The organism is Butyricicoccus sp. AM05-1 (genome assembly GCF_003474415.1).
In the GTDB taxonomy this organism is placed as follows: Bacteria; Bacillota; Clostridia; order Oscillospirales; family Butyricicoccaceae; genus Agathobaculum; species Agathobaculum butyriciproducens.
In genome coordinates, this window is sequence record NZ_QUDG01000009.1 from 67,054 (window position 1) to 87,767 (window position 20,714).

A 20,714-nucleotide genomic window follows, 5' to 3' on the forward strand; every position below is an offset into this window, starting at 1 on the left:
CGTGAACAACATGTATACCCATAAAATTTTAGACATATGCGACCCGAAAAATCCCTACGCCCCCAAGTTCTCCGGCACGTTTGAGCTGCCGGTGGAATACGCGGGCAAAAAGCGCCGCGTGCTGGCCTATGTACCGCATGATATCCGCGAATCCACCGCCGGTATTCTTGTGCTGGGAGAAAACGGCCAGACCGCCGATGATCTGCTCGAGCACAGCGGCTGGTGTGAGATCGCGGACACCGAGGAGTGCAAGGAACGTCTGATCGTGTTCTTCCTTGAGCCGGAAAACGGCGCATGGAACACGATCGAAGCCTACGGCACACCGGATGGCGATGTTGCGTATATCAATGCGGCAGCCCTTGCTGCCGCAGACCGCAAGCTGTTCTGCGTGCACGAATCCAAGTTCTATCTGGTTGGCTGTAAGGAAGGCGGCGTGCTCGCAAATATGGCGGCGGCTTACGATCCGGCGTTCTTCGCAGGTGTGGCTTCGGTCGGCGGCTCGGCAGTTTCCGAGCAGTATCTGACCGACTGCGGACAGGCGTATGCCCTCAATCTGGACGGCTTTGAGGATCTGGAACATCGCAAGGACATTCACAAGCAGGATATCCCGATGCCCGCGTGGATTATCGACGATCCGACCGTATCTACCGGTACTGGCGACGCTATCCTCACCTACTGGCGCAATGCATGTGAAGCCGAAGAAGGCCGTCAGCTGTCTCCCGATCAGTACGAGTATTACCGCGTGAAGGAAACACCTTACGCGCCTAATCAGGAGAAGGAAGCGTACCGTGTCTGCCACAGCAGTATTCCCGGTGCATCCGAGCAGTATGCCAAACGCCTGCAGCGCCGTATCTGGAAGGACTTTCTCTATCGTCAGCGCCGTTGGATGAGCAGTCCCGGCGGTGAACTGCGCGTGACAAAGGATCCGGTCCGCGACCTCGTCATGGAGTACCACTACGAGGAATTTGACGGCTGGATGCGCGAATGGTATGTTTACATTCCGCAGTCGGTACGGCAAAATCCCGAAAAGAAGGTGCCGCTCGTGCTGGCCATGCATGGCTACACCTGTACCGGTGAAATCTACGCCGGCAACAGCGGTTGGTATGATGTGGCGGACAAGCATGGTTTCATCGTTGTGTTCCCGACCGCACTGCACGCCAAGGTTGACATGCCTGAGCAGGGGCTTATGCCCGACTGGGCGCCGCTCAACGCATGGAACGTGTTCCTTGAGGACGACCGCCCGGATGAACTGAAATTCTTCTCGTTCCTGCTGGACAAGATGATTGCCGAGTATCCGGTGGACGAGCACCGCGTGTTCGCAACCGGTCACTCGTGGGGCTCGCTGATGACCGAAATGCTGGCGTTGGGACTGACCGAGCGCTTTGCCGCTGTCGCCCCCTGCTCGGGTGCATTCTTCGGCGGTGCGTATGAGAAAATGACTTCCCTGCCGTATGCCGCCGAAAACGGCGTACAGCTTCCAATCTGGATGTTCTGGGGCATGAATGAGGAATGGCTCATTCCGAGTGAACCCACCCACGAGAACGAAACCGGTCTGACCGTCGAGCTGTGGCTCAAACGCAACGGCAAGGCTGATATGATTCCCGCCGATTGGGCACAGCGAACCAACACGGTCAATGGTCGCTTCAAAGATCATTACTTCGACCGTGAGGGCACGGCTCCCGTGCAGTTCACGCAGGTGGACTACATGCCGCATGCTACTATGCCGGAAATGTCGTTCCGCATTTGGGAAGAATTCTTCAGTAAGTTCTCCCGCAGCTGATAGCTAATCTACTACTTTCCTTTACATATCCCTTATTGATAAGCGACCGCGCTTCAAGTTTTCGTTTGAAGCGCGGTCGCTTTGTTGATCATGATGAAATTTATAGTGATTTTTTCTTGTTTCGCGCTCAAAAGCGTGGTATGCTGAGAGAAAAGTAACATGCATCGGATATCTCTCTATCCGTTGAGAAGGAATACAGAATGAAGATCACCTATGCAAAAGAAAAAGACATCGCTGCCATCGCCGCGGCAGAAGCCGCCTGCTTTCCGCCGGCAGAAGCGGCAACCGAGCTGGAATTTATCGTTCCTGTATTTCCTTACCGCTGAGGTACTCCACTTCTATTTCAAAAATTTGCACAGCCTTTCCTGCGTGGGTAATTTCCTCATCAACTAACTGTTCGCTGGGATAGTATTTCATTGCAAATCGTTTTAACAGAGTTGTTGCTCTTGCACCGGATTCTACGAGGTGACATCTGCCGAATACCACAACGCTCTGCAAAAACGGTGCCCAATCTTCTTCTTTGATGGTTTCATTTCCATATACCGTGAAACATACTTTATCACAGGCACGCAGTGCATCTACTTTATGGCCTGCACGTGCTCCATGAAAATAAATTTTCTGCGCATCGTCATCGTAGATATAGTTGATAGGAATTGCATAGGGATATCCGTCATCTCCATTTACGGCAAGAACGCCACGTCGGCTGGACTGCAAAAGAGCCTTTGCCGTGTCGATGCTGATTTCATTTTTCTTTTTACGAATTGTTCTGAACATGACATTGCTCTCCTTCTTACGCTGATACAAATCCCGATTTACGCATCCCTCGTCAAATCCACATCCGGACGGTTATTCGTGCCGTACACGATGCGCGGCACGCCGCTGTAATCCTCAGTGATAGTGACATCCTTGTAGCCGTGCCGCTGCATGATGCCGGCCACGTCATCGGCTTGCTGCCAGCCGCACTCGAACAGCAGCCTGCCGTTCGGCACCAGCAGTTCACCCCAGCTGTCGCAGATGGCGTGATAGAAATCCAGACCGTCCTCGCCGCCGTAAAGCGCCTCATGCGGCTCAAAATCGGCTACACTGCGGTCGAGCATCTGCATTTCGTCCTCGGTAACGTACGGCGGATTGGAAACGATGATATCAAACTGCCCAAGTCCGCGCGGAGGCGCGTGCATGACATCGGCCTTCATGGTCAGCAAACGGCTGCTCACGCCCAGATCACGGGCGTTCTCGCGGGTAATGTGCAGCGCACCGTCCGACAGGTCGATCGCGGTCACGCGGGCATCCTCGACCGTGTGCGCCGCCGCAATGCCGATGCAGCCCGAGCCGCAGCACAAATCAAGAATACGCGGTGAAACCCGCTCTTTGGCCTGCTCAATGACCAGCTCGCACAGGCGCTCGGTATCCGAGCGCGGAATGAGCACCGAACGATCCACCTTGAAGGTCAGGCCGTAAAAATCCCATTCGCCGATAATGTACGCCAGCGGCTCGCCGTCCAGACAGCGATCGCACAGCAGACCGGCGTAATCCACGGTCGCATCCTCAACGTAGAAATGAGACCAGCCGGCCGTCTGCTTTTTGTCTGCTTTGCAGGCGTAGGCGGTAATCTCCCGCGCGGTCAGCTGCGGCATCGGGTCGCCGCCCTCTTTCAAACGGCGGAAAAGCTGCATGTAAACATCGTTGATAGTCTTGGTCACACAGGGTCAACTCCTAAAATTTACGCGGGTTTGAACCACAGCGGCACGGCGTTCGCCCGCACCCTGCAATTACGGAACACGGCTGCGGCCGCCGACTGAAATTCTGCGGCATTTTTGGCTTTTTTAATCGCTTTGCCCGGTTTTTCGCTGTTTTCAAACAGATTCAGATGGTAAAACCAGATTTCCTTCATGCGCAGCATGGCAATCCGGCTGTCGCCGAAGGCTTCGCAGTAGCGCATGAACAATGTATCGTGGAAGGTCTCGAGCGTTTTTGCGTCTGCGGCCTTGCCGCCGGTCAGGCGCGCCACGAGAGACGGATCGGCGATCAGCGCACGGCCGATCATCACCGCCGGTAAATCGGGATAGCGTTCGCTGACGGCGCTTACGTCCCGCTCGGTGATGAGATCGCCGTTGTAGCACACGGGCATGCTGCAGCGCGAAAGCGCCGCCGCGAAATCGCTCTCGCGCACCTTTCCCTTGTAGAAATCCTGCCGCACACGCGGATGGATGGTCAGCTCGGTGATGGGATAGCGGTTGTAAATCTCGAGCAGCTTGTCAAACTCGCTTGCCTCATGCACGCCGAGACGGGTTTTTATCGAAATCCCCTCGCATTTTGCGAAAACTTCGTCAAAAAACCGATCCAGCTCGTCCGGATGTGCGAGAAATCCGGCTCCCTTTCCCTTGGCCGTCACCGTGCCGGACGGACAGCCAAGGTTGAGATTGACCTCGGGATACCCGAGGTCACGCAGTGCATTCACCGCCCAGATGCAGTCCGCGGCAGACTTGGTGAGCAGCTGCGGAACCGCAGGCACGCCCTCGTTGTACTCCGGCAGGACATCGCGCTTTTGCCGCGGCGTCAGCTTTTCATTCGTGGTAGGTGTGATAAACGGCATGAAATACTTGTCCACACCTGAGAAAAATTCGTGGTGCGTCCGGCGATAGACCGCACCGGTCACGCCTTCCATCGGCGCAAAATAATAGTGCATGGCGCTTACCACTCGTCCGAACCGTCGTCCGGAATAACCGCCTTCATCGCGGTGATCGCAACCTCGATCATGGAATCGTCCGGCTCAAATACGGTCAGGTGCTGCACCATCAGTCCCGGCCAGCGCAGTGCACGCGAGAGCAGGCTCTCCGAGCGGCCGGCGTAGCGGTTAAACTCGTAGCTTATGCCAACAACGAGCGGCAGCAGGAGCAAATGCGCGAGCATGCGCACGAACGGATTGGTAATGTCGATGATGGAAAAGACGATCGATGAAACGATGGTCGCAATGATAATCAGCACAAACATGAAGCTGGTACCGCATCTCGGGTGATATTTGCCCTGTTTGCGGACATTTTCAACGGTCAGTTCTTCGCCTGCTTCGTAACAGAAAATGGTCTTGTGCTCTGCGCCGTGGTACTCGAACGTGCGGCGGATGTCCTTCATATGCGACACTGACCACATGAACAGCAGGAACAGAATGACGCGCACGCAGCCCTCGAGTACATTGCGCGCGAGCACACCCCAGGTTTTCGGCACAAAACCGCCGAGAAAGCTCGGCAGCAGGATGAACAGGCCGATCGGCAGGGCAATGCCGATGACAGTTGAAATGCTCAGGATGATCTTGTTCAGACCCTCCGAGCCGAATTTCTTTTCCAGCCAGAGTTCAAACTTGGACGGCGGCACATCGGCTTCCTCGTCCTCAAAGAAGGACGCGGAGTAGTTGATGGCCTGCATGCCCTCCTTCATGGCGGTAAACAGCGTATACGCGCCGCGGAAAATCGGCTTTTCCCAAATCGGGGCACGGCTCGGCGTCGGTTCGGTCTTGCTGACAAGCTCGCCGTTCGCCTTACGTACGACCGTGCAGGACTTCTTAGGTCCCTTCATTACAATACCCTCGATGATTGCCTGACCACCGATGGTGGTTTTCTTTTGCGTTGTCATGAATGCTCTCCTTCGGTAAACGGGGTTTCAGATGCCTTCGGAATGGCACCGGTAATGCCGAGCGCCTCCTCGGACTTGGCAGACGGCATGGTGACGGTAACCGTCGTTCCCTTGCCGACCTCGGACGCGATATCCAGCGTACCGCCGTGCATGGAAACGATTTCCTCCGTCACGGCAAGGCCGATGCCGCTGCCGCGCTGCTTAGATGACCCCTTGTAGAATTTCTCCTTGACGAACGGCAGCTCCGCTTCGGGAATACCCTGACCGTAGTCGCGCACAGACGCGACGATGTTGCCGCCGTCACGTTTAAGGTCAATATCAATCTGCTTGCCGTCGCCGCCGTATTTCGCGGCGTTGTCCAGAATATTCAGAAACACCTGCTTCATGCGGTGACGATCGCCGTTGATGTAGTAGTTTGCATCCACATCTTCGTCGTACAGCAGGCGGATTCCGCTCTTTTTGAGCAGATTTTCATACATATAAACCGCTTCATACAGCTCGATGGACATATCAAACGTCTCGATCTCCAGCTTCATGCGGCCGGATTCGATGCGCGCAAAGTCCAGCAGCTCCTCGACCATGCGGGTCAGACGGCCCGCCTCCTTCTGGATGATCGTCAGGCCCTGCATGACCTCCTCCGGGTCCTCGCCGCCGCCGGCCAGCAGTGTCTCACTCCAGCCGCCGATAGCGGTCAGCGGTGTACGCAGTTCGTGTGAAACCGAAGAAATGAAATCGTTTTTCATGCGTTCGGCGCGGCTGATCTCGTCCGACATATAATTGATGGTATCGCACAGCTCACCAATCTCGTCATCATAGGTCTTCTGCAGCCGCACGCCGTAACGTCCGGCCGCGATCTCCTTGGCGATGGTGTTGATCTTGAGCACCGGATCGACGATCGACCGGATAAAATAGCTGTTCGATGCCACAACCAGCATGAGGAACAGCAGGCATGCCAGCAGAGAGCAGCCGACGATTATCCAGATCTGCCGTTCGACGATACGCAGCGAGGTGATATACCGCACGCCGCCGACCAGATCGCCGCGCGCACTCAGCAGCGGCGCTGTGACACTCATCACGCGCTCGCCGGAAAGCGGGTCTCTGCCGGTGAAAACCGCGGTTTTCTGGCCGGAAAGCGCCTGCGATGCATCCTCGGTCGAAGCAACGCCGCCACCGGATAAGCCCGAGGTGGACAGCAGAATACGGCCGTTTGCGTCCAAAAACTGCTGTTCAAACTTGTCCTGATCCTGAAATGTGGTGACGGTTGCCTCCGCCTGCGTGTAAAACTGATCGTAGGTGTCGGTGAAGTATTTGCGGAACGTGTCCGACGTTGTGGCCGCGCGTGACGCGAGGTTGTCGCGCACGGTGGCATAGTAATATCCCGAAACACCGACAGAGATCAAAATGACCACAACAGCCAGAATGACGAGCACGAAGGACAAAGAGTTCACCAGCCAGCGGCCCTTAATGCCGCCCGGCGAGTGCTGTACCTTTGGCACCTCCGGCTTCAGGGGCGGTTCCGGTTTGCGTTTTTGCTTGCGATTTGTCATAGAAAATGACCTTTCTGATGCCGCTTACCAAGCGGCAGAATGTGCGCTGACACCGCGCGGGAATTCGCCTACCCGGCGGGGCACAAGAAGGAAGCAACCTGCGGTTTCCTCCTGCCTGTGAATCTTCCTCTTTCCCTTAGAGGGCACGGCGATAATTCATAACTGAGACTATAGGGGAACGGGCGTACTGTTCATCTTCCGTAGAGGCATTTCTCTACCTCAGATGCTCAAGCTGTTTTCTAACTGCTATACATACGGTTTACTCCACGCAATTCACCTTGTGTCGCGCCTGCGAAGATAAAACCGCCTGTGTAGCAGTATGCTGTCTGACACTGTGCATCGGTTAGGGCATGGGAGCACACTGTGCTTCCCTACGGTAGAAAAAATCCTCTGCCGTTCCCCTATTTCGGAGCGGTCGCCGGTCTCTGGTCTGCGCCAGACCATGAAACAAAGGGAAACGGGAGTCCCAAGAGGGTAGAAACCGCAGGTGTCTACCCTTTTGGTTTCTGCGGCGAAACCGCCGCGGGTGCGGCGATTGGCTAATCAGCCCTCCCACATATAACCGTAGCCGCGGACCGTTACAATATGGGTCGGGTCCGCCGGCGAATCCTCAATTTTAATCCGCAGACGGCGGATATTCACATCCACAATCTTCAGCTCGCCCACATAGTGGTGTCCCCAGACCATTTCGAGCAGCTCATCGCGCGAAAGCGCCTTGCCGATGTTCTGCATGAACGCCTTAAGCAGACCGTATTCGATCTGCGTCAGCTCGATCTTCACACCGTTCTTGAGCACCTCGCGGGCACGCAGATTGAGCTTGAACGGACCGGACTTGATCACGTCATCCTCGGAGAACGGCGAACCGGATACGCGGCGGTACAGCGCGTCCACACGAGCCGCCAGTTCAATAACCGAAAACGGCTTGGTGACATAATCGTCCGCACCGTTCATCAGACCGGTTACCTTGTCCGCTTCCTGCGTGCGGGCGGTCAGCATGATAACGCCCGCCTGATAGCCCGCGCCGCGCATGGCGCGGCAGACCTCGTAGCCGTCGATACCGGGCAGCATAACATCCAGCACTGCAACCGCGATATCCTGATTTTCATGGTACTTTTCCAGTGCCATTTCGCCGGTTTCGGCCTCTATTACCTCGTAACCGCTGCGTTTCAGGTTGAGAACCAGAAAGGAGCGGATATTCTCTTCATCTTCCAGAACCAGAATTTTGCGCTTCATTGTAATATCCTCCTATACTTTTAGCGCTTATTGGTAACTGCCGCGTTTCTGCGGCGTTTGATGATTCTTAATTGTTCCACGCCTGGTTGACCAGCGAGAATCGGGCTTTGATCTCGTCTCCGGTCAGCGCCAGCTCGCTCTGCTCGCCTTCATTTGTCAGCTTGGCGAAGTAGATGGCCTGCGTGGTCTGTCCCAGCTGGATCAGATCGATGCGCTCGGCGTAGTATTCACGGTTGGAGCCGGTCGCGCAGTAAATGTTAAACAGCGGGATGGACATTTTGTTCTTGCGGTACTCAAAAAATTCCACATAGCTGAGTCCGCCGTCGTTTGCCTTGATTGCGGTGATGCGGTCATGCCATTTCTGGTCGATCAGCAGGCTCCACGCATCCGAAATGTTCTGATAAGTGGTTGCAACCTTGGTCGGAACCTTGCCGATGCCGTAGGCATACCAGTCGAGCATATACACCGCATCGGACGAGGATGTGTCCTTATAGCCCGCCATCAGCACTGCACGCGGCAGTTCGGTGATGCCGTCGCCGTTGACGTCGCTCGCGTAGACCGCCACCGGACGATAGGTGCTGTGGCTGGCGGTGTCCTCGCCGTCCAGTGCCAGATTGCGCAGCGTGCCGTTCGAGTAGACAAAAATATCAGTCGTCAGACCGGCGCCATTCGCCACCTTTTCCTCAGCAAACACAGCGGTCTTGCTGTCCTGCACACGGCCGGACTGCATGTGCTCAACCGCAGCCGCCCCCTGACTGGTCGCCGTCTCACCGGCCGGCAGCATGGAGCCGCTGTCATACTGATACAGGCGTGCCACGCGCTTGCCGGAGGTGTCGCTCGTGATCAGCAGCAGATCCTTTGCACCGTTGTCGGTCAGATCAGTCAGCTCCATAGCGGTATATTCGGTTTCGAGAATGATACCCGGCGTGCAGTTTTCGTCAAAATCGCACATGGTAAGCGCACCTGTTCCGTCGCCCGGCAGGCGCCAGGTGAGAACCATGCCGCGCTTGCCGCTCGGCTCAAGTACCGGAAATTCGACCGAACGCAATGCCGTTCCGCGGCCGTCGATCGTGCCGGTGCAGACGTAGCTGTCATCCTGCTTGCGGTAAACAGCTACCGTAAATTTGTTGCTCGTCGCCGAGGTGGCGCCGCGGAAAAACGTGATGGCCTCCTCCACGCCGTCGTTGTCCAGATCGGCAAGCTGAATAGACGAACGGTTTTCACCCTCGCTTGGCGAGGCGTAGGATACGCCCTGTGCAAGCTGCTTTTCCAGCTCAGTCTGCAGACTTTGGTAATTGCTGGATGGTTTGGGCGCGGCCAACAGCTCATCGCCCGATGGAAACACACAGCCGCCCAGCAGCAAAAGGAACAGCAGCGCCGGTAAAATTCGCAGTGATCTCATGGAGCTCTCCTACCTAAAATGATACAAATATTGGTTGACAGGTGCAGGCACCTATACATATTAAGTATAGCACATTCAGGCAGCGTGTGGTACTGAAATTTACGCAAATTTTGCAGGATTTCAAGCAGAAAGGGATAGAAAAAGGACGGACCAAAGGTCCGCCCTCAGGCTGTCGCGAAACTACAGCTTTGCCGACAAGAGGAACGGACCGTAGACCGTTCCTCTTGTCGGCCGAAATTTTCTCGCTCTATAGGTCAAAAATCCAAACGCTATCCTTGCGCGGCTTCTCGGCCGCGCTGCGTGGCACATATCCCCGGATTTTTAGAATTTGCACAGCAAATCCTATTTGATGTGCGCTATCGCGCGAATTAACTTTAAAAGGACGCATATAGTGCGTCCTTTGAGGCTGTCGAAAAACTATCGTTTTTCGAGCAGCCTCTCGATCGAAACCACGCTTTCGATCGAATGCTGAAGAAAAACCGCGTCCTCCGGACACATTTTTTCTTCCCTTGTATAAAAACCGAGGTACACGCCCCCGGTTTTTATGAATTTGCTGCGCAAATTCTATTTTATGCGTGCTGTCGCACGAAGCACAAAATAGAAATCTGACTTTTTCGACAAGCTGAAAAGGACGCACTATGTGCGTCCTTTTACGGGATTTCATCAGTATCTCAGCGGAATACCGCGCGGTTCAGCCTCACCGGCAGGCAACAGCGCCGCCGTGATGTCCGGCCGGTGTGTTTCGATAAAGTTTACGCCTTTGCGGATGAGTTCCGCAAGCGTATTGGGATCGTCCGTGCACCGGCTCATGGTGAACAGCCCCGCCTGTCGGCACGCCGAAACCAGCCGCTCGGACAAATCCTTCGGCTCGGCCCGCAGACCGAACAGGCCGGTTGTCTGCGCGGCATTGACCAGCGCGTCAATCTCGCTCGGCAGATTGGGCATCTCACCCATGATATGTAAATCCGGATTGGCAGACGCAACACGAGCCGCTTCCACCAGCCCCAGACCGATGATGATCGTGTCATCCAGACAATCCGCATACCGCAGCGTCATACGCAGCTGCCGCAGCATGGTCTGATCGTGCACGGTGATGGCAATCTTGCCCTGACAGGTGCGTGCCAGCTCGATCGCCTGACTAACCGGCGTCAGCTGCGGCGCCGCCTGATGCAGCTCCGCGTAGCTGTAATCGCGGACGGGCAGCCTCGTGCCGTCGGGCGCGGCAACACAGCCGTCCGACGAAAGCACAGCAATACCGTCCGATGACATGGCAATCGAAAAACAGCAGCCTTTTGCGCCCTCGTCGTTGCCGGCCAGAATGGATTCCAGTCCGCCGCGTTCGGTATCCATGCAGCCGTCCGCAGACAGGACAAAAGTCTCCTTATTGGTATAGTACAATACCGATCCTCTCCCTCTGTTACAGGGTCTCCGGAGCCTCGTACTCTACGCCCTGCGTATCCACGGTAACGGACTTCATCTTCTGCTCCTCGCGCGGACGGTCGTGCCAGTCGCGCTTGGTGTTGACGATGGCATCAACAATGTCCATGCCGTCGATAACCATGCCGAAGGAAGCATACTGACCGTCCAGATGCGGTGCGTCCTCGGTCATAATAAAGAACTGGCTGCCTGCGGAGTCCGGTGCAGCGGTACGCGCCATAGACAGAACACCGCGGGTGTGGTTCAGATCATTCTGGAAGCCGTTTGCGGTAAACTCGCCGCGGATCTCATAACCGGGGCCGCCCATGCCGGTGCCTTCCGGGTCACCGCCCTGAATCATAAAGCCCGGGATGACACGATGGAAGATCGTGCCGTCATAAAAGCCCTTCTGCACCAGAGAAACAAAGTTGCGAACCGTGTTCGGTGCAACTTCCGGGTACAGCTCTGCGCGGATTACGCCGCCGTTTTCCATTTCAATCGTAACGATAGGATTGCTCATTGGTATCAACTCCATAATTTTTATCATTTTGCAGCATATGCACAGCCGAGCTGTACATATATGTACTTCTATTGTAGCAAATTTGGAGTAGAACGGCAAGTGGTGTTTGTCGAACAGCGGCAGCTGTCCATTATTTTGCGCTGAGCAACCGGGGCACTTGAACCGTGCAGGCGGTTCACCCTGTCCAGGCATGGTGTTTTTCGCTGAAATTCAGCAGGGAATTGCCGTGTCCGCGGCGGGGACAAAAAGGAAGGGACACCTGCGGTTTGCCCGTAGGCTGCTAAACCTTGTTTCCGCGCCGTGCGCGGATTAAATGAGTGCCCTTCCTTTTTGAACGCCTACCTTTTCCTTATTAGATAGTCTGGCGCAAATCAGAGAGCGGCGACCACTCCGCAGGATACCGCTGTAAAAACCTGTCACAAAAACTGGTAATCCACTTTATCCACAGGACTTTCCACAGGGTATCTGGGGATAACCTTGTGCATAAAGTGGATAACTTTTTGTATACACCCTCGCAAGCCGCCGTATATCTCGTTTTTTCGACTACGCATTGTAATATCGGCTGTGGAAAAACCACCGCTGCATAATCCACCGCACCTTGTGGAAAACTTGTGATCAGGGCAAATTCACCACTTCAGGAGGGATCATCTATGTCCGAAGAAACCCCGTCCATTGCCGCGCCGGAGCAGAATGCCATCGCGGAAACCGGCTCGATTACGGCAAAAACAGCGCGCGGAACGATACACTGCATCACCATTGTCGGCCAGATCGAGGGCCACATGGAACTGCCCGCACAGAACAAAACCACCAAGTACGAGCACCTCATCCCGCAGATTGCGGCAGTTGAGCAGGCCGACGAAATCGACGGTCTGCTCGTGCTGCTCAACACGGTCGGTGGCGATGTGGAAGCCGGACTTGCCATCGCTGAGCTGATCGCGGGCATGAAAAAGCCGACCGTGTCGCTCGTGCTCGGCGGCGGGCATTCGATCGGTGTACCGCTGGCCGTTGCCGCCAAAAAGAGCTTTATCGCCGTTTCCGCCGCCATGACCATTCATCCGGTGCGGATGAACGGCACGATCATTGCTGTGCCGCAAGCGTTCGAGTATCTGGCGAAAATTCAGGAGCGCATCGTGGATTTCATCACCTCGCACTCACACATCACCGCCGAACGTCTGCAGCAGCTTATGCGCGAAACCGGTCAGCTGACCGCCGATGTCGGCACCGTGATCTCCGGCAATCAGGCCGCCGCACTCGGACTGATTGATGCGGTCGGCACGCTTTCGGATGCGCTGGAAGCGCTCTATACGATGATTGGCGAGCACAAAATGCAAAAAAGAGACGGTAAATAACCGTCTCTCTGTCTGTCTTTTGCATTATACGCTCTGTTTTTTCCGTTCCGGCAGCTGTGCCAGCACGATAGCGCCAAACATCAGCACACAGCCGAAAATCTCTCGGCCGGACAGCGCCTGACCGAGAATAAGCCAGCCTGCGATAACCGAGATAACCGACTCCAGACTCATGATAAGCGATGCCACCGCCGGGTTCATGCCCTTCTGACCGACAATCTGCAGGGTATACCCCACGCCGGACGACATCGCGCCTGCGTACAGAATCGGCTTCCACGCGGCAAGGATGTTCGCCCAGGTGGGATGCTCGAAAATCAGCATGCCGACACCCGCAACGAGTGCGCAGACCCAGAACTGAATGCACGCCATCTTCACGCCATCCACCAGCGGCGAAAAATGGTCAATAACCAGAATGTGGATAGAAAACAGCAGCGCGCACGCCAGTCCGATCAAATCGCCCTTGGCAAAACCGAAGCTGCCGCCCGCCATGCACAGGAAATACAGGCCGAGCAGCGCCAGCGCAACACCGCACCAGTGCTTAAGTCCGCACTTGCGGCCAAACAGCATGCCGAGCAGCGGCACGATCAGAATGTAGCACGCGGTCAGGAATCCGGCCTTGCCGACCAGAATATACAGCAGCGCAATCTGCTGGATGGTGCTGGCAATGCTCAGGATCAAGCCGCAGCATGCACCGCCGATCAGTAAGATTTTCCGACCTTTCCAGCGCTCTTGCGGCGTTTCACCGCTGTGAATCGAGCTGTTTCTATTCAGCACCGCAATGACCGGCAGCAGCACCACACCGCCGATGATGCTTCTCGAGCAGACGTAGGTCATCGGTCCGACATACTGCATGCCGACGCTCTGCGCCACAAAGGCCACACCCCAAATCGTGGCCGTCAGCAGCAGAAGCAAAGAGTTTCGCAGCTTCATACCCGTTTTTCTCCCTTATTTTGCAGAATTTTTCATAAAAAAAGAACCGCTTATAAGCGGTTCTTCATGGAGCTGCTAACCAGATTTGAACTGGTGACCTCATCCTTACCAAGGATGCACTCTACCGACTGAGCTATAGCAGCATTGGCAGGGGCAGTAGGGATCGAACCCACGGCACTCGGTTTTGGAGACCGATGCTCTACCAGCTGAGCTATACCCCTATAAAGTGGCTCCTCAAGTTGGACTCGAACCAACGACCCTGCGGTTAACAGCCGCATGCTCTACCAACTGAGCTATTGAGGAATATAAAATGCTGGTACACGCTGTTTGGATGGTTTATCGCAATCAGCTTGTATATTATAGCGCGGATACAGCTTATTTGTCAATAGGTTTTGCAAAATTTTTTCGCAAGTTTTTTGCTTCCGCGCAGAATGTCAAAAAGGGACCCTCTCGGGTCCCTTTTAGACTTTATTCAGTAACTTTCGTGCCGGTAACGATCGCCTTCGACGAACCGGTGAGTTTTTTACCGGTATACGGCGTGTTGATTCCCTTGGATTTATACGTTTCGTATACCTTCTCAGTATCCCAGTCCAGCAGCACCAGACGGGCGAAATTGCCTGCCTGCACAGCACGGTCGGTCAGACCGTAAATCTCGGCAGGAGTCTTACTCATGCGGTCAACAAGCTGCATCGGCGTGAGCTTGCCGGTCTGAACAAGGTAAGTATTGCACACCGAGAACGCGGTTTCCAGGCCGGTGATGCCGGACGGCGCCTTTGCGAACTCGCGGGCCTTCTCCTCCGCGGTGTGCGGCGCATGGTCGGTTGCCACCATGTCGATGGTGCCGTCCGCCAGAGCCGCAATCAGCGCCTGACGGTCAGCCTCCTTGCGGAGCGGCGGATTCATGCGCGCATAAGTGCCGTGTGCCGGCACATCATCCTCGGTCAGCGACAGATGATGCGGCGTGACCTCGGCGTAAATCTTCGCGCCCATCGCCTTGCCCGCTCGAATGAGCGCGACCGACTGCGCGGACGAAACGTGCTGGAACAGCACGCGCGCACCGGTATCGAGCGCCAGCGCAATGTCACGGCCGATCATTGCAGATTCCGCGCTCGCCATTGCGCCCGGTACGCCGAAATGCTTGGCGGCCTCCGAGCCGTAGTTGACACCCGGAGACGGCACGAGTGACGGCTCCTCCTCGTGAAACGAGAGCAGCGTGCCGCGCTTGGCGGCTTCCGCCATGGCGGTGCGGCACAGCGCCGCACTCGTCAGGTTGATGCCGTCGTCGGTCAGGCACGGCGCACCCGCTTCGAGCAGTGCGTCAAAGTCGGTCAGCTCCTGCCCTTTCAGGCCCTTGGTGACCGAGCCTGCCTGCAAAACCTGCACCGGACAGTCCTTCGCCTTGTCGGTAACGTAGCGGATGATCTCGGGTGTATCGCAGGTCGGCACGGTGTTCGCCATGCAGATTACCGTGGCGTAGCCGCCCGCGGCTGCCGCCGCCGCACCGGTCAGCACGTCTTCCTTCTGGGTCTGACCCGGATCGCGGAAGTGAACGTGTCCGTCCACAAAGCCGGGAGAAACCGTCAGCCCGCTCGCGTCATACACCGTGCAGCCCGCGGGCGCGTCGATGTGCTCAGCCACCTGCGCGATAACGCCGTCGTCACCGATCAGCACATCACGCAGCGCATCCATCTGCGTATACGGGTCGAGAACCCGTCCGTTTTGAATCAACAGCATGGTAAAACCTCCGTTTTATCTCGTTTAATCGCGGTAGAACGCACCAAATCCCTTGTATGCCATATACAGATCCAGCTTGGCAATGCACTCGAACGGTGCGTGCATGGAGAGCACCGGAACGCCTGCGTCTACGGTGTCAATGTTGCGGTTTGCGAGGTACATGGCAACCGTGCCGCCGCCGCCCTGATCGACCTTGCCAAGCTGACCGGTCTGCCAGATAACACCCGCCTTGTCAAAGATGCAGCGGATGCGCGCCATCAGCTCAGCGGTTGCATCCGAGGTGCCGGACTTGCCGCGTGCGCCCGTGTACTTGACGAGCGCGAAGCCGCAGTTTGCGCGCGCATCGTTGCGCTTCTCGGAGACCTCCGGATAGTTGGGGTCAAAGGCGTTGCAGACATCGGCAGACAGGCAGACCGAGTTCTCGAAGCACTCATCGAGCAGCACATCCTGTGCGCGGCAGAGGTCGGCCATAAAGGTGTCGAACGCGCGGGACTGCATGCCGGTTACGCCGTCCGAGCCGATCTCCTCCTTGTCCACCAGCAGGCATACGCCGGTATGTGCCGGAGTCTCGGTCAGGTCGAACAGAGAGGTTGCTGCCGGATAGGAGCAAACGCGGTCGTCGTGGCCGTACGCGCCGACAAACGAGCGGTCAAAACCGATATCGCAAGCATTGAACGCCGGAACGCAGCACAGCTCTGCAGACAGGAAATCCGCTTCGGTCATGCCGTACTCGCGGTTAAGGTGCTCCATAATGGCGAGTTTGATCTTCTCGCTGCACTTTTCGTCCACGGTTTCGCTCGGAACCGAGCCGATGAGGATGTTCAGACCCTCGCCCTTGATCACCTCGGTCGCCTTGCGGGTCATCTGCTCGGTGGCAAGGTGCGGCAGCAGGTCGGTGATAACGAACTTCGGGTCGGTCGGCTTGTCGCCTACGCGCACCTGCACGCGCTTGACCTCGCCGTTCTCGCAGACGCAGACAACGCCGCGCAGCTCGAGCGGAATTGCGGTCCACTGATACTTCTTGATGCCGCCGTAGTAGTGGGTCTTGAAGAACGCCATGCCGTTGTCCTCGTACAGCGGCACGGTGCGGATGTCAACGCGCGGTGCATCGAGGTGAGCAGCAGTCAGACGCACGCCCTCGGCCAGACTCTGATTGCCGATAACAGCCAGCATAATGCACTTGTGGCGGTTGATGCGGTAAATCTTGTCACCCGGACGAAGCGTGTCATCACGCGTCCAGGCACGGAAGCCCTTACTCTCAGCCATGCGGGCGATTTCCAGCACGGCGTCACGCTCGGTTTTGCTCTCGTCGAGGAATTTTTTGTAACCCTCGGCGTAGGTCTGAATGCCCTGCTTGTCCTCGTCGGTCAAACGGTCAAAGCCGGTCTTTTTGTCGTAAAAAAGCTGTTCGGAAGTCATGTTGCATTCTCCTTTTTTAATCCGAATCACTTAATGAGTTGACTGTATAAAGCATCGGTGTCCCGATAGAGTGCATCGAGATCGCCGTTGTTTTCGATGATAAAATCGCATTTTTCGCGGTAAAACGCGTCGTTCGGCTGCGCGTCGATGCGGGCGCGTGCGGCTTCATCGGACAGACCGTCCCGCTCGATGATACGGGCAACGCGCGTGTCGTGCGGCGCGAGCACAGCGACGATTTTGTCGCAGAAGTCGTCCGCACCGGCTTCAAACAGGGTCGGCGCATCGTACAGCACGATCGGACACGCGCTCTGCGCGTGAATCGCATCGAGAGACGCCTTGCGGATATACGGTGTGGTGATTTCGTTGAGCTGCTGCAGCTTTGCAGGGTCGGAAAACACGATTTTCGCGAGTTTCGGACGGTCAAGTACGCCGTTCGCGTCGGTTACGCCGCCGAAGGCGGTATCGAGCGCGGACAGCATTTCGCGGTTCTCCGCACAGAGCGTGCGGTACACCGCGTCCGCGTCCACCCAGCCCGCGCCGAGAGCGCGCATACGCGCGGCAACCGTGCCTTTGCCGGTGCCGCTGCCGCCGGTCAAGCCGATGATTTTCATTAGTTTCACTTCCTCATTGGGATTCTATGCGTGGGATCGAATCGGTTATTATTGTTAGCTTGCAATTGGGTTTTCTGCGCCCGCAGAACTGGGAATGGGAGCCGTCCGGACGGCCGGGAGGTCCAAAAGGATAGACACCAAGGTTTCTATCCTCTTGGGACTCCAGTTTCCTTTTATTTCTTAGTCTGGCGCAGACCAGAGAGCGGCGACCGCTCCGAAAAGGGGTACGGCAGTCGGGTTACCGTTGCGTTTATTTCGTAAAATATTCGCAGTTCACAGACAGCGTACTGCTACACATACGGTTTACTCTACGCAGGTGCGACACAAGGTGAATTGCCCGAAGGGCAAGAGAGGGTCCCCTGGGGGATAGCAGTGCCGCACAAATTTTTAGCACGTTGTAACAGACGGCACCTGCGAATTTAGACATTCGGTACAATTTATCTTCGCAGGTGCTGGATGTAATATCCAGACTTACGAGTTGTGCGGCACTGTTATGCCGCACTCTGCGGAGAGCAGCCGACCTGTGTAGCAGTAATTTATCTGACACTGCGAATAAGTCTCGACATGGGAGCACACTGTGCTCCCCTACGGTAGAAAAAATCCTCTGCCGTTCCCTTATAGTCTCAGCTCTGCAAATTTCGCCGTGCCCTCTCAGGGAAAAGGGGTGATTCACAAGAGGGTGGAAAACCGCAGTTTTTCAAAAGCAGTTTCCCTTCAATTATACGAAAAGTTCAAAGGTAGAACAAAAGTATAGCATTTCCCCTTTAAAATGCTTACAGTCTGTAATTTTGAAATCAGAAGTTTCAATAATGCAGTGTAAAGGATCTACGAAAAGCACCGTTTCAGGCCGTTTCAAAATTATAGTAGCCGAAATCTCTGGTGTCATTTGTGGTGTCAAAATCCAGGTGGCAGCAGCAGCTAACATGAAATGACACTATTTTAACGAAATTGATGTCATTTTTTAGATGATCTCGTCCGTATATCTAAGATGGGGATGGGCGAGTTTGCATTAAAATAAAGATTTAAGGCTCTAGTCTCCCTGTGTAAAAATTGATTAAATTTCCAAAATATGCAAAAACTGTTTGATAAAATCCACTGCATCTTTTAACAAGGGCCACAGCTTTGGTGCGTTGACGGATATCGAGCAAATTTGTGAAACCTTTGATAGCATATCAGAGAATCGTGATTTTTTCTTGTCCGTTTTACTTTCATGTGCCAATTCTCTTAAATCGACTTCTACTTTAGATAGTAGTTCCAGAACCTCTTTTTCCTTAACTACGTTGCTACGTTTTGCCGAATTAAATCCATATTGCACTTTTTCAAAAAGCGCCTCTAACTCATCGTTTTCGCCTTCAAAATATCCATCAAATTCACCGGCAACGACTTTTTCTTTTATTTGATTTACATCTTGCTGAATAGACTGCGGATTTAATGTCGAATCGGATTCTGTATAAAATAAAATATTATTTTGGTTTGCCATTGATATTCCTTCATTATTTTGAATATTTCCAACATTCCCGTTGATAACTATTCCCATATTAGATTCCTCCGTGATTATCCCTTCACGATACCATAATAATCTTCTCAATTCATCACAAGTTGTTGAATCGCTATAATCTTTCAATATTTTGGTGATTTCCCCGCTTTCTTTTTCATGATCAATTAGAATTTGAATAAATAGTATCACCAAGGGTAACTGTTTATCATCGTTCTCATCTAATTCTAAAAATGCACTTGCTATTGGATATAACATTTCCCCTAATGGATAATGTGCACTACAAATGCCTCTTAATATACCCATTTGCACAACTTGAGGGTAAATCAGAAAGTCTTCAAGAATATTTATAATATGATCCACATTTTCTTGAATATAATTTTCATCTTTAAATAATCCTGTATAGTACCATGCTAGACTTTTAGATGGTAATTTTTTTGCATCATATGGATTGATTTCAATTACTTTTACATTGACTTTTTCTAAAGTAGAAAAGGCCCATAAAGCATATCTTTGAATGCTGGTATCTTGCAACAAAGAATTCATCACGTTAGCGTTGATCAAATTCGAATAATCTCTCTTTTTTTGTCGATTATAATTACAGCCAAAAACTTTGGTTAACCACATTTTAGACAGAAAATCTTCCCCATCAACAATATGATTGATTTCTTGAGCGTTAAGCATATTTGAATTTGAAGAAAACAAGGTAGAGCATAAAGTATATGTTTGCTGTGATATTTTTGTATCTGGACATTTTTTATATAACTCGTGAAGCATATCCGAGTTATAAGATCTTGACACAATCGCCAATATCCAACTAATATTTTCTGCATCTTTTTCGAATCCAGATTTCAAGTTATGAATGCAACGATTTACCAATGCACGATTTTGTTTGTAAACAATGAGGTGATATGCCCATTTCCTGATTTTATAATCATCGTTCTGAACAACATCATATAGTACTGCACATAAATCTTTTGAACAGACATTATTCATACGTTGACCATATTCTAACTTAGTAATAAGATTCTGTAATGCAATTTTTATCAGTTGATTGTTGTTAGATACCAGATTTTTTCGTATTGAATCATATTCGGCCTTAGTGATATAAAATCCTCGCATTCCTAGCATAATGACCTCCATCATCATATCTAAAAATACGACACCCCGATCTTCAATTTTATGGAATTTATATCATAGCTCAATGATATACCATAAAAACTTAGATTAGGGTGCCACAGATATAATAATTATGGTGATATGAATCAAGGATTTATTTCTTTCTCACGTTTTTTGAAATCTAAATATCTTTCATAGTAATGAGTGGCTACTGCACTCTTCATATCAAAAGACTCAGTTTTATTGAAATAAATCCTTGTTTCTTTTTCATTAATAACAGTTTTTAAAACTTTTATCATGCCGATGCAACCCTGTTCTTTAACGATTAATGGAATTTGGAAACCTATTGGATAAATGCGTTTTTCACTCTTTATTGTATAGAATAGGTTTTCTTGCTCTTCAAGTATTTTATTTTCATTAGCGACAACCATAAACCAATTAAACTCAATAATCATACCCATGTAGCAAATCTCCTTTGAAATATCTTTTGATGTTAGAAATTATGTTAAAATTCTGTATTCTGCTTTTTCTAATA

At 53.2% G+C, this 20,714-nt stretch carries 18 protein-coding genes and 3 tRNA genes; 3 read left to right on the forward strand and 18 right to left on the reverse strand.

Annotated features, from left to right (window positions below):
• The first annotated feature begins 10 nt into the window (after positions 1 to 10).
• Both DW088_RS11990 and DW088_RS16560 read left to right on the forward strand, forming a co-directional pair.
• Entirely contained in the window at positions 11 to 1,780 is a 1,770-nt protein-coding gene (locus DW088_RS11990) for an alpha/beta hydrolase-fold protein (protein WP_118360908.1), read from the forward strand.
• Positions 1,781 to 1,980: 200 nt separating this feature from the next.
• The gene (locus DW088_RS16560) at positions 1,981 to 2,106 is read left to right on the forward strand and encodes a hypothetical protein (RefSeq protein WP_279217338.1); all 126 of its coding nucleotides are present in this window, start codon (positions 1,981 to 1,983) and stop codon (positions 2,104 to 2,106) included.
• Here DW088_RS16560 and DW088_RS12000 read toward each other — a convergent pair.
• The 9 genes from DW088_RS12000 to DW088_RS12040 form a co-directional block, all read right to left on the reverse strand.
• A complete protein-coding gene (locus DW088_RS12000) occupies positions 2,078 to 2,554 on the reverse strand; it encodes a pyridoxamine 5'-phosphate oxidase family protein (RefSeq protein ID WP_118360910.1) in 477 nt (158 codons plus the stop codon). The two genes, DW088_RS16560 and DW088_RS12000, sit on opposite strands and share 29 nt — an antisense overlap.
• A 38-nt stretch (positions 2,555 to 2,592) precedes the next feature.
• A complete protein-coding gene (gene prmC, locus DW088_RS12005; protein ID WP_118360912.1) occupies positions 2,593 to 3,480 on the reverse strand; it encodes a peptide chain release factor N(5)-glutamine methyltransferase in 888 nt (295 codons plus the stop codon).
• A gap of 20 nt (positions 3,481 to 3,500) precedes the next feature.
• Positions 3,501 to 4,466 carry a tRNA dihydrouridine synthase gene (locus tag DW088_RS12010; protein ID WP_199720437.1) on the reverse strand — a complete coding sequence of 322 codons (966 nt, stop codon included), beginning with the start codon at positions 4,464 to 4,466 and terminating at the stop codon, positions 3,501 to 3,503.
• A 5-nt stretch (positions 4,467 to 4,471) separates the two neighbouring features.
• Positions 4,472 to 5,407: a DUF1385 domain-containing protein gene (locus DW088_RS12015; protein WP_118360914.1), complete on the reverse strand. Its 936-nt coding sequence runs from the start codon at positions 5,405 to 5,407 to the stop codon at positions 4,472 to 4,474.
• Positions 5,404 to 6,954 (reverse strand): ATP-binding protein, encoded by a 1,551-nt coding sequence (locus DW088_RS12020; protein ID WP_118360916.1) that lies wholly within the window; start codon positions 6,952 to 6,954, stop codon positions 5,404 to 5,406. The genes DW088_RS12015 and DW088_RS12020 overlap by 4 nt, the downstream gene beginning before the upstream one ends.
• Before the next feature lie 543 nt (positions 6,955 to 7,497).
• On the reverse strand, positions 7,498 to 8,187 hold the full coding sequence (locus DW088_RS12025; protein WP_118360918.1) for a response regulator transcription factor: 690 nt from the start codon (positions 8,185 to 8,187) through the stop codon (positions 7,498 to 7,500).
• Positions 8,188 to 8,254: 67 nt separating this feature from the next.
• Positions 8,255 to 9,589, reverse strand: a complete 1,335-nt coding sequence (locus tag DW088_RS12030) for a hypothetical protein (RefSeq protein ID WP_118360920.1) — start codon at positions 9,587 to 9,589, stop codon at positions 8,255 to 8,257.
• Positions 9,590 to 10,252: 663 nt separating this feature from the next.
• Complete coding sequence (locus tag DW088_RS12035; protein WP_118360921.1) at positions 10,253 to 10,987, reverse strand: hypothetical protein; 735 nt, start codon at positions 10,985 to 10,987, stop codon at positions 10,253 to 10,255.
• A gap of 19 nt (positions 10,988 to 11,006) precedes the next feature.
• Positions 11,007 to 11,525 carry a peptidylprolyl isomerase gene (locus DW088_RS12040; protein WP_110435791.1) on the reverse strand — a complete coding sequence of 173 codons (519 nt, stop codon included), beginning with the start codon at positions 11,523 to 11,525 and terminating at the stop codon, positions 11,007 to 11,009.
• A 650-nt stretch (positions 11,526 to 12,175) separates the two neighbouring features.
• Here DW088_RS12040 and DW088_RS12045 point away from each other — a divergent pair.
• Positions 12,176 to 12,874: a ClpP family protease gene (locus DW088_RS12045; RefSeq protein WP_118360923.1), complete on the forward strand. Its 699-nt coding sequence runs from the start codon at positions 12,176 to 12,178 to the stop codon at positions 12,872 to 12,874.
• A 24-nt stretch (positions 12,875 to 12,898) separates the two neighbouring features.
• Here the strand turns inward: DW088_RS12045 and DW088_RS12050 are convergent, their stop codons facing one another.
• The 9 genes from DW088_RS12050 to DW088_RS12090 form a co-directional block, all read right to left on the reverse strand.
• Entirely contained in the window at positions 12,899 to 13,801 is a 903-nt protein-coding gene (locus tag DW088_RS12050; RefSeq protein WP_118360925.1) for a DMT family transporter, read from the reverse strand.
• 67 nt (positions 13,802 to 13,868) lie between these two features.
• A tRNA-Thr gene (locus tag DW088_RS12055) sits at positions 13,869 to 13,944 on the reverse strand.
• Positions 13,945 to 13,946: 2 nt separating this feature from the next.
• Positions 13,947 to 14,022, reverse strand: a tRNA-Trp gene (locus DW088_RS12060).
• A 6-nt stretch (positions 14,023 to 14,028) separates the two neighbouring features.
• Positions 14,029 to 14,104: transfer RNA gene (locus DW088_RS12065), tRNA-Asn, on the reverse strand.
• A gap of 165 nt (positions 14,105 to 14,269) precedes the next feature.
• Positions 14,270 to 15,535 carry a dihydroorotase gene (locus tag DW088_RS12070; RefSeq protein WP_118360927.1) on the reverse strand — a complete coding sequence of 422 codons (1,266 nt, stop codon included), beginning with the start codon at positions 15,533 to 15,535 and terminating at the stop codon, positions 14,270 to 14,272.
• 24 nt (positions 15,536 to 15,559) lie between these two features.
• A complete protein-coding gene (locus tag DW088_RS12075; protein WP_118360929.1) occupies positions 15,560 to 16,954 on the reverse strand; it encodes an aminopeptidase in 1,395 nt (464 codons plus the stop codon).
• Positions 16,955 to 16,980: 26 nt separating this feature from the next.
• Complete coding sequence (coaE, locus tag DW088_RS12080) at positions 16,981 to 17,565, reverse strand: dephospho-CoA kinase (RefSeq protein ID WP_118360931.1); 585 nt, start codon at positions 17,563 to 17,565, stop codon at positions 16,981 to 16,983.
• A 1,054-nt stretch (positions 17,566 to 18,619) separates the two neighbouring features.
• Entirely contained in the window at positions 18,620 to 20,191 is a 1,572-nt protein-coding gene (locus DW088_RS12085; RefSeq protein WP_117492392.1) for a hypothetical protein, read from the reverse strand.
• Positions 20,192 to 20,325: 134 nt separating this feature from the next.
• The gene (locus tag DW088_RS12090; RefSeq protein ID WP_117492390.1) at positions 20,326 to 20,640 is read right to left on the reverse strand and encodes a DUF2584 family protein; all 315 of its coding nucleotides are present in this window, start codon (positions 20,638 to 20,640) and stop codon (positions 20,326 to 20,328) included.
• Between the last annotated feature and the right edge of the window lie 74 nt (positions 20,641 to 20,714).

Excerpts from the sequence above, each read along its gene's own strand:
- DW088_RS12050 (WP_118360925.1), bottom strand. The coding sequence starts at position 13,801 with ATGAAGCTGCGAAACTCTTTGCTTCTGCTGCTGACGGCCACGATTTGG.
- DW088_RS12040 (WP_110435791.1), bottom strand. The coding sequence starts at position 11,525 with ATGAGCAATCCTATCGTTACGATTGAAATGGAAAACGGCGGCGTAATC.
- DW088_RS12000 (WP_118360910.1), bottom strand. The coding sequence starts at position 2,554 with ATGTTCAGAACAATTCGTAAAAAGAAAAATGAAATCAGCATCGACACG.
- DW088_RS12020 (WP_118360916.1), bottom strand. The coding sequence starts at position 6,954 with ATGACAAATCGCAAGCAAAAACGCAAACCGGAACCGCCCCTGAAGCCG.
- DW088_RS12085 (WP_117492392.1), bottom strand. The coding sequence starts at position 20,191 with ATGCTAGGAATGCGAGGATTTTATATCACTAAGGCCGAATATGATTCA.
- coaE (WP_118360931.1), bottom strand. The coding sequence starts at position 17,565 with ATGAAAATCATCGGCTTGACCGGCGGCAGCGGCACCGGCAAAGGCACG.
- DW088_RS12045 (WP_118360923.1), top strand. The coding sequence starts at position 12,176 with ATGTCCGAAGAAACCCCGTCCATTGCCGCGCCGGAGCAGAATGCCATC.
- DW088_RS12075 (WP_118360929.1), bottom strand. The coding sequence starts at position 16,954 with ATGACTTCCGAACAGCTTTTTTACGACAAAAAGACCGGCTTTGACCGT.
- DW088_RS12015 (WP_118360914.1), bottom strand. The coding sequence starts at position 5,407 with ATGACAACGCAAAAGAAAACCACCATCGGTGGTCAGGCAATCATCGAG.
- DW088_RS12025 (WP_118360918.1), bottom strand. The coding sequence starts at position 8,187 with ATGAAGCGCAAAATTCTGGTTCTGGAAGATGAAGAGAATATCCGCTCC.
- DW088_RS11990 (WP_118360908.1), top strand. The coding sequence starts at position 11 with ATGTATACCCATAAAATTTTAGACATATGCGACCCGAAAAATCCCTAC.
- DW088_RS12090 (WP_117492390.1), bottom strand. The coding sequence starts at position 20,640 with ATGGGTATGATTATTGAGTTTAATTGGTTTATGGTTGTCGCTAATGAA.
- DW088_RS12010 (WP_199720437.1), bottom strand. The coding sequence starts at position 4,466 with ATGCACTATTATTTTGCGCCGATGGAAGGCGTGACCGGTGCGGTCTAT.
- DW088_RS16560 (WP_279217338.1), top strand. The coding sequence starts at position 1,981 with ATGAAGATCACCTATGCAAAAGAAAAAGACATCGCTGCCATCGCCGCG.
- DW088_RS12070 (WP_118360927.1), bottom strand. The coding sequence starts at position 15,535 with ATGCTGTTGATTCAAAACGGACGGGTTCTCGACCCGTATACGCAGATG.
- DW088_RS12030 (WP_118360920.1), bottom strand. The coding sequence starts at position 9,589 with ATGAGATCACTGCGAATTTTACCGGCGCTGCTGTTCCTTTTGCTGCTG.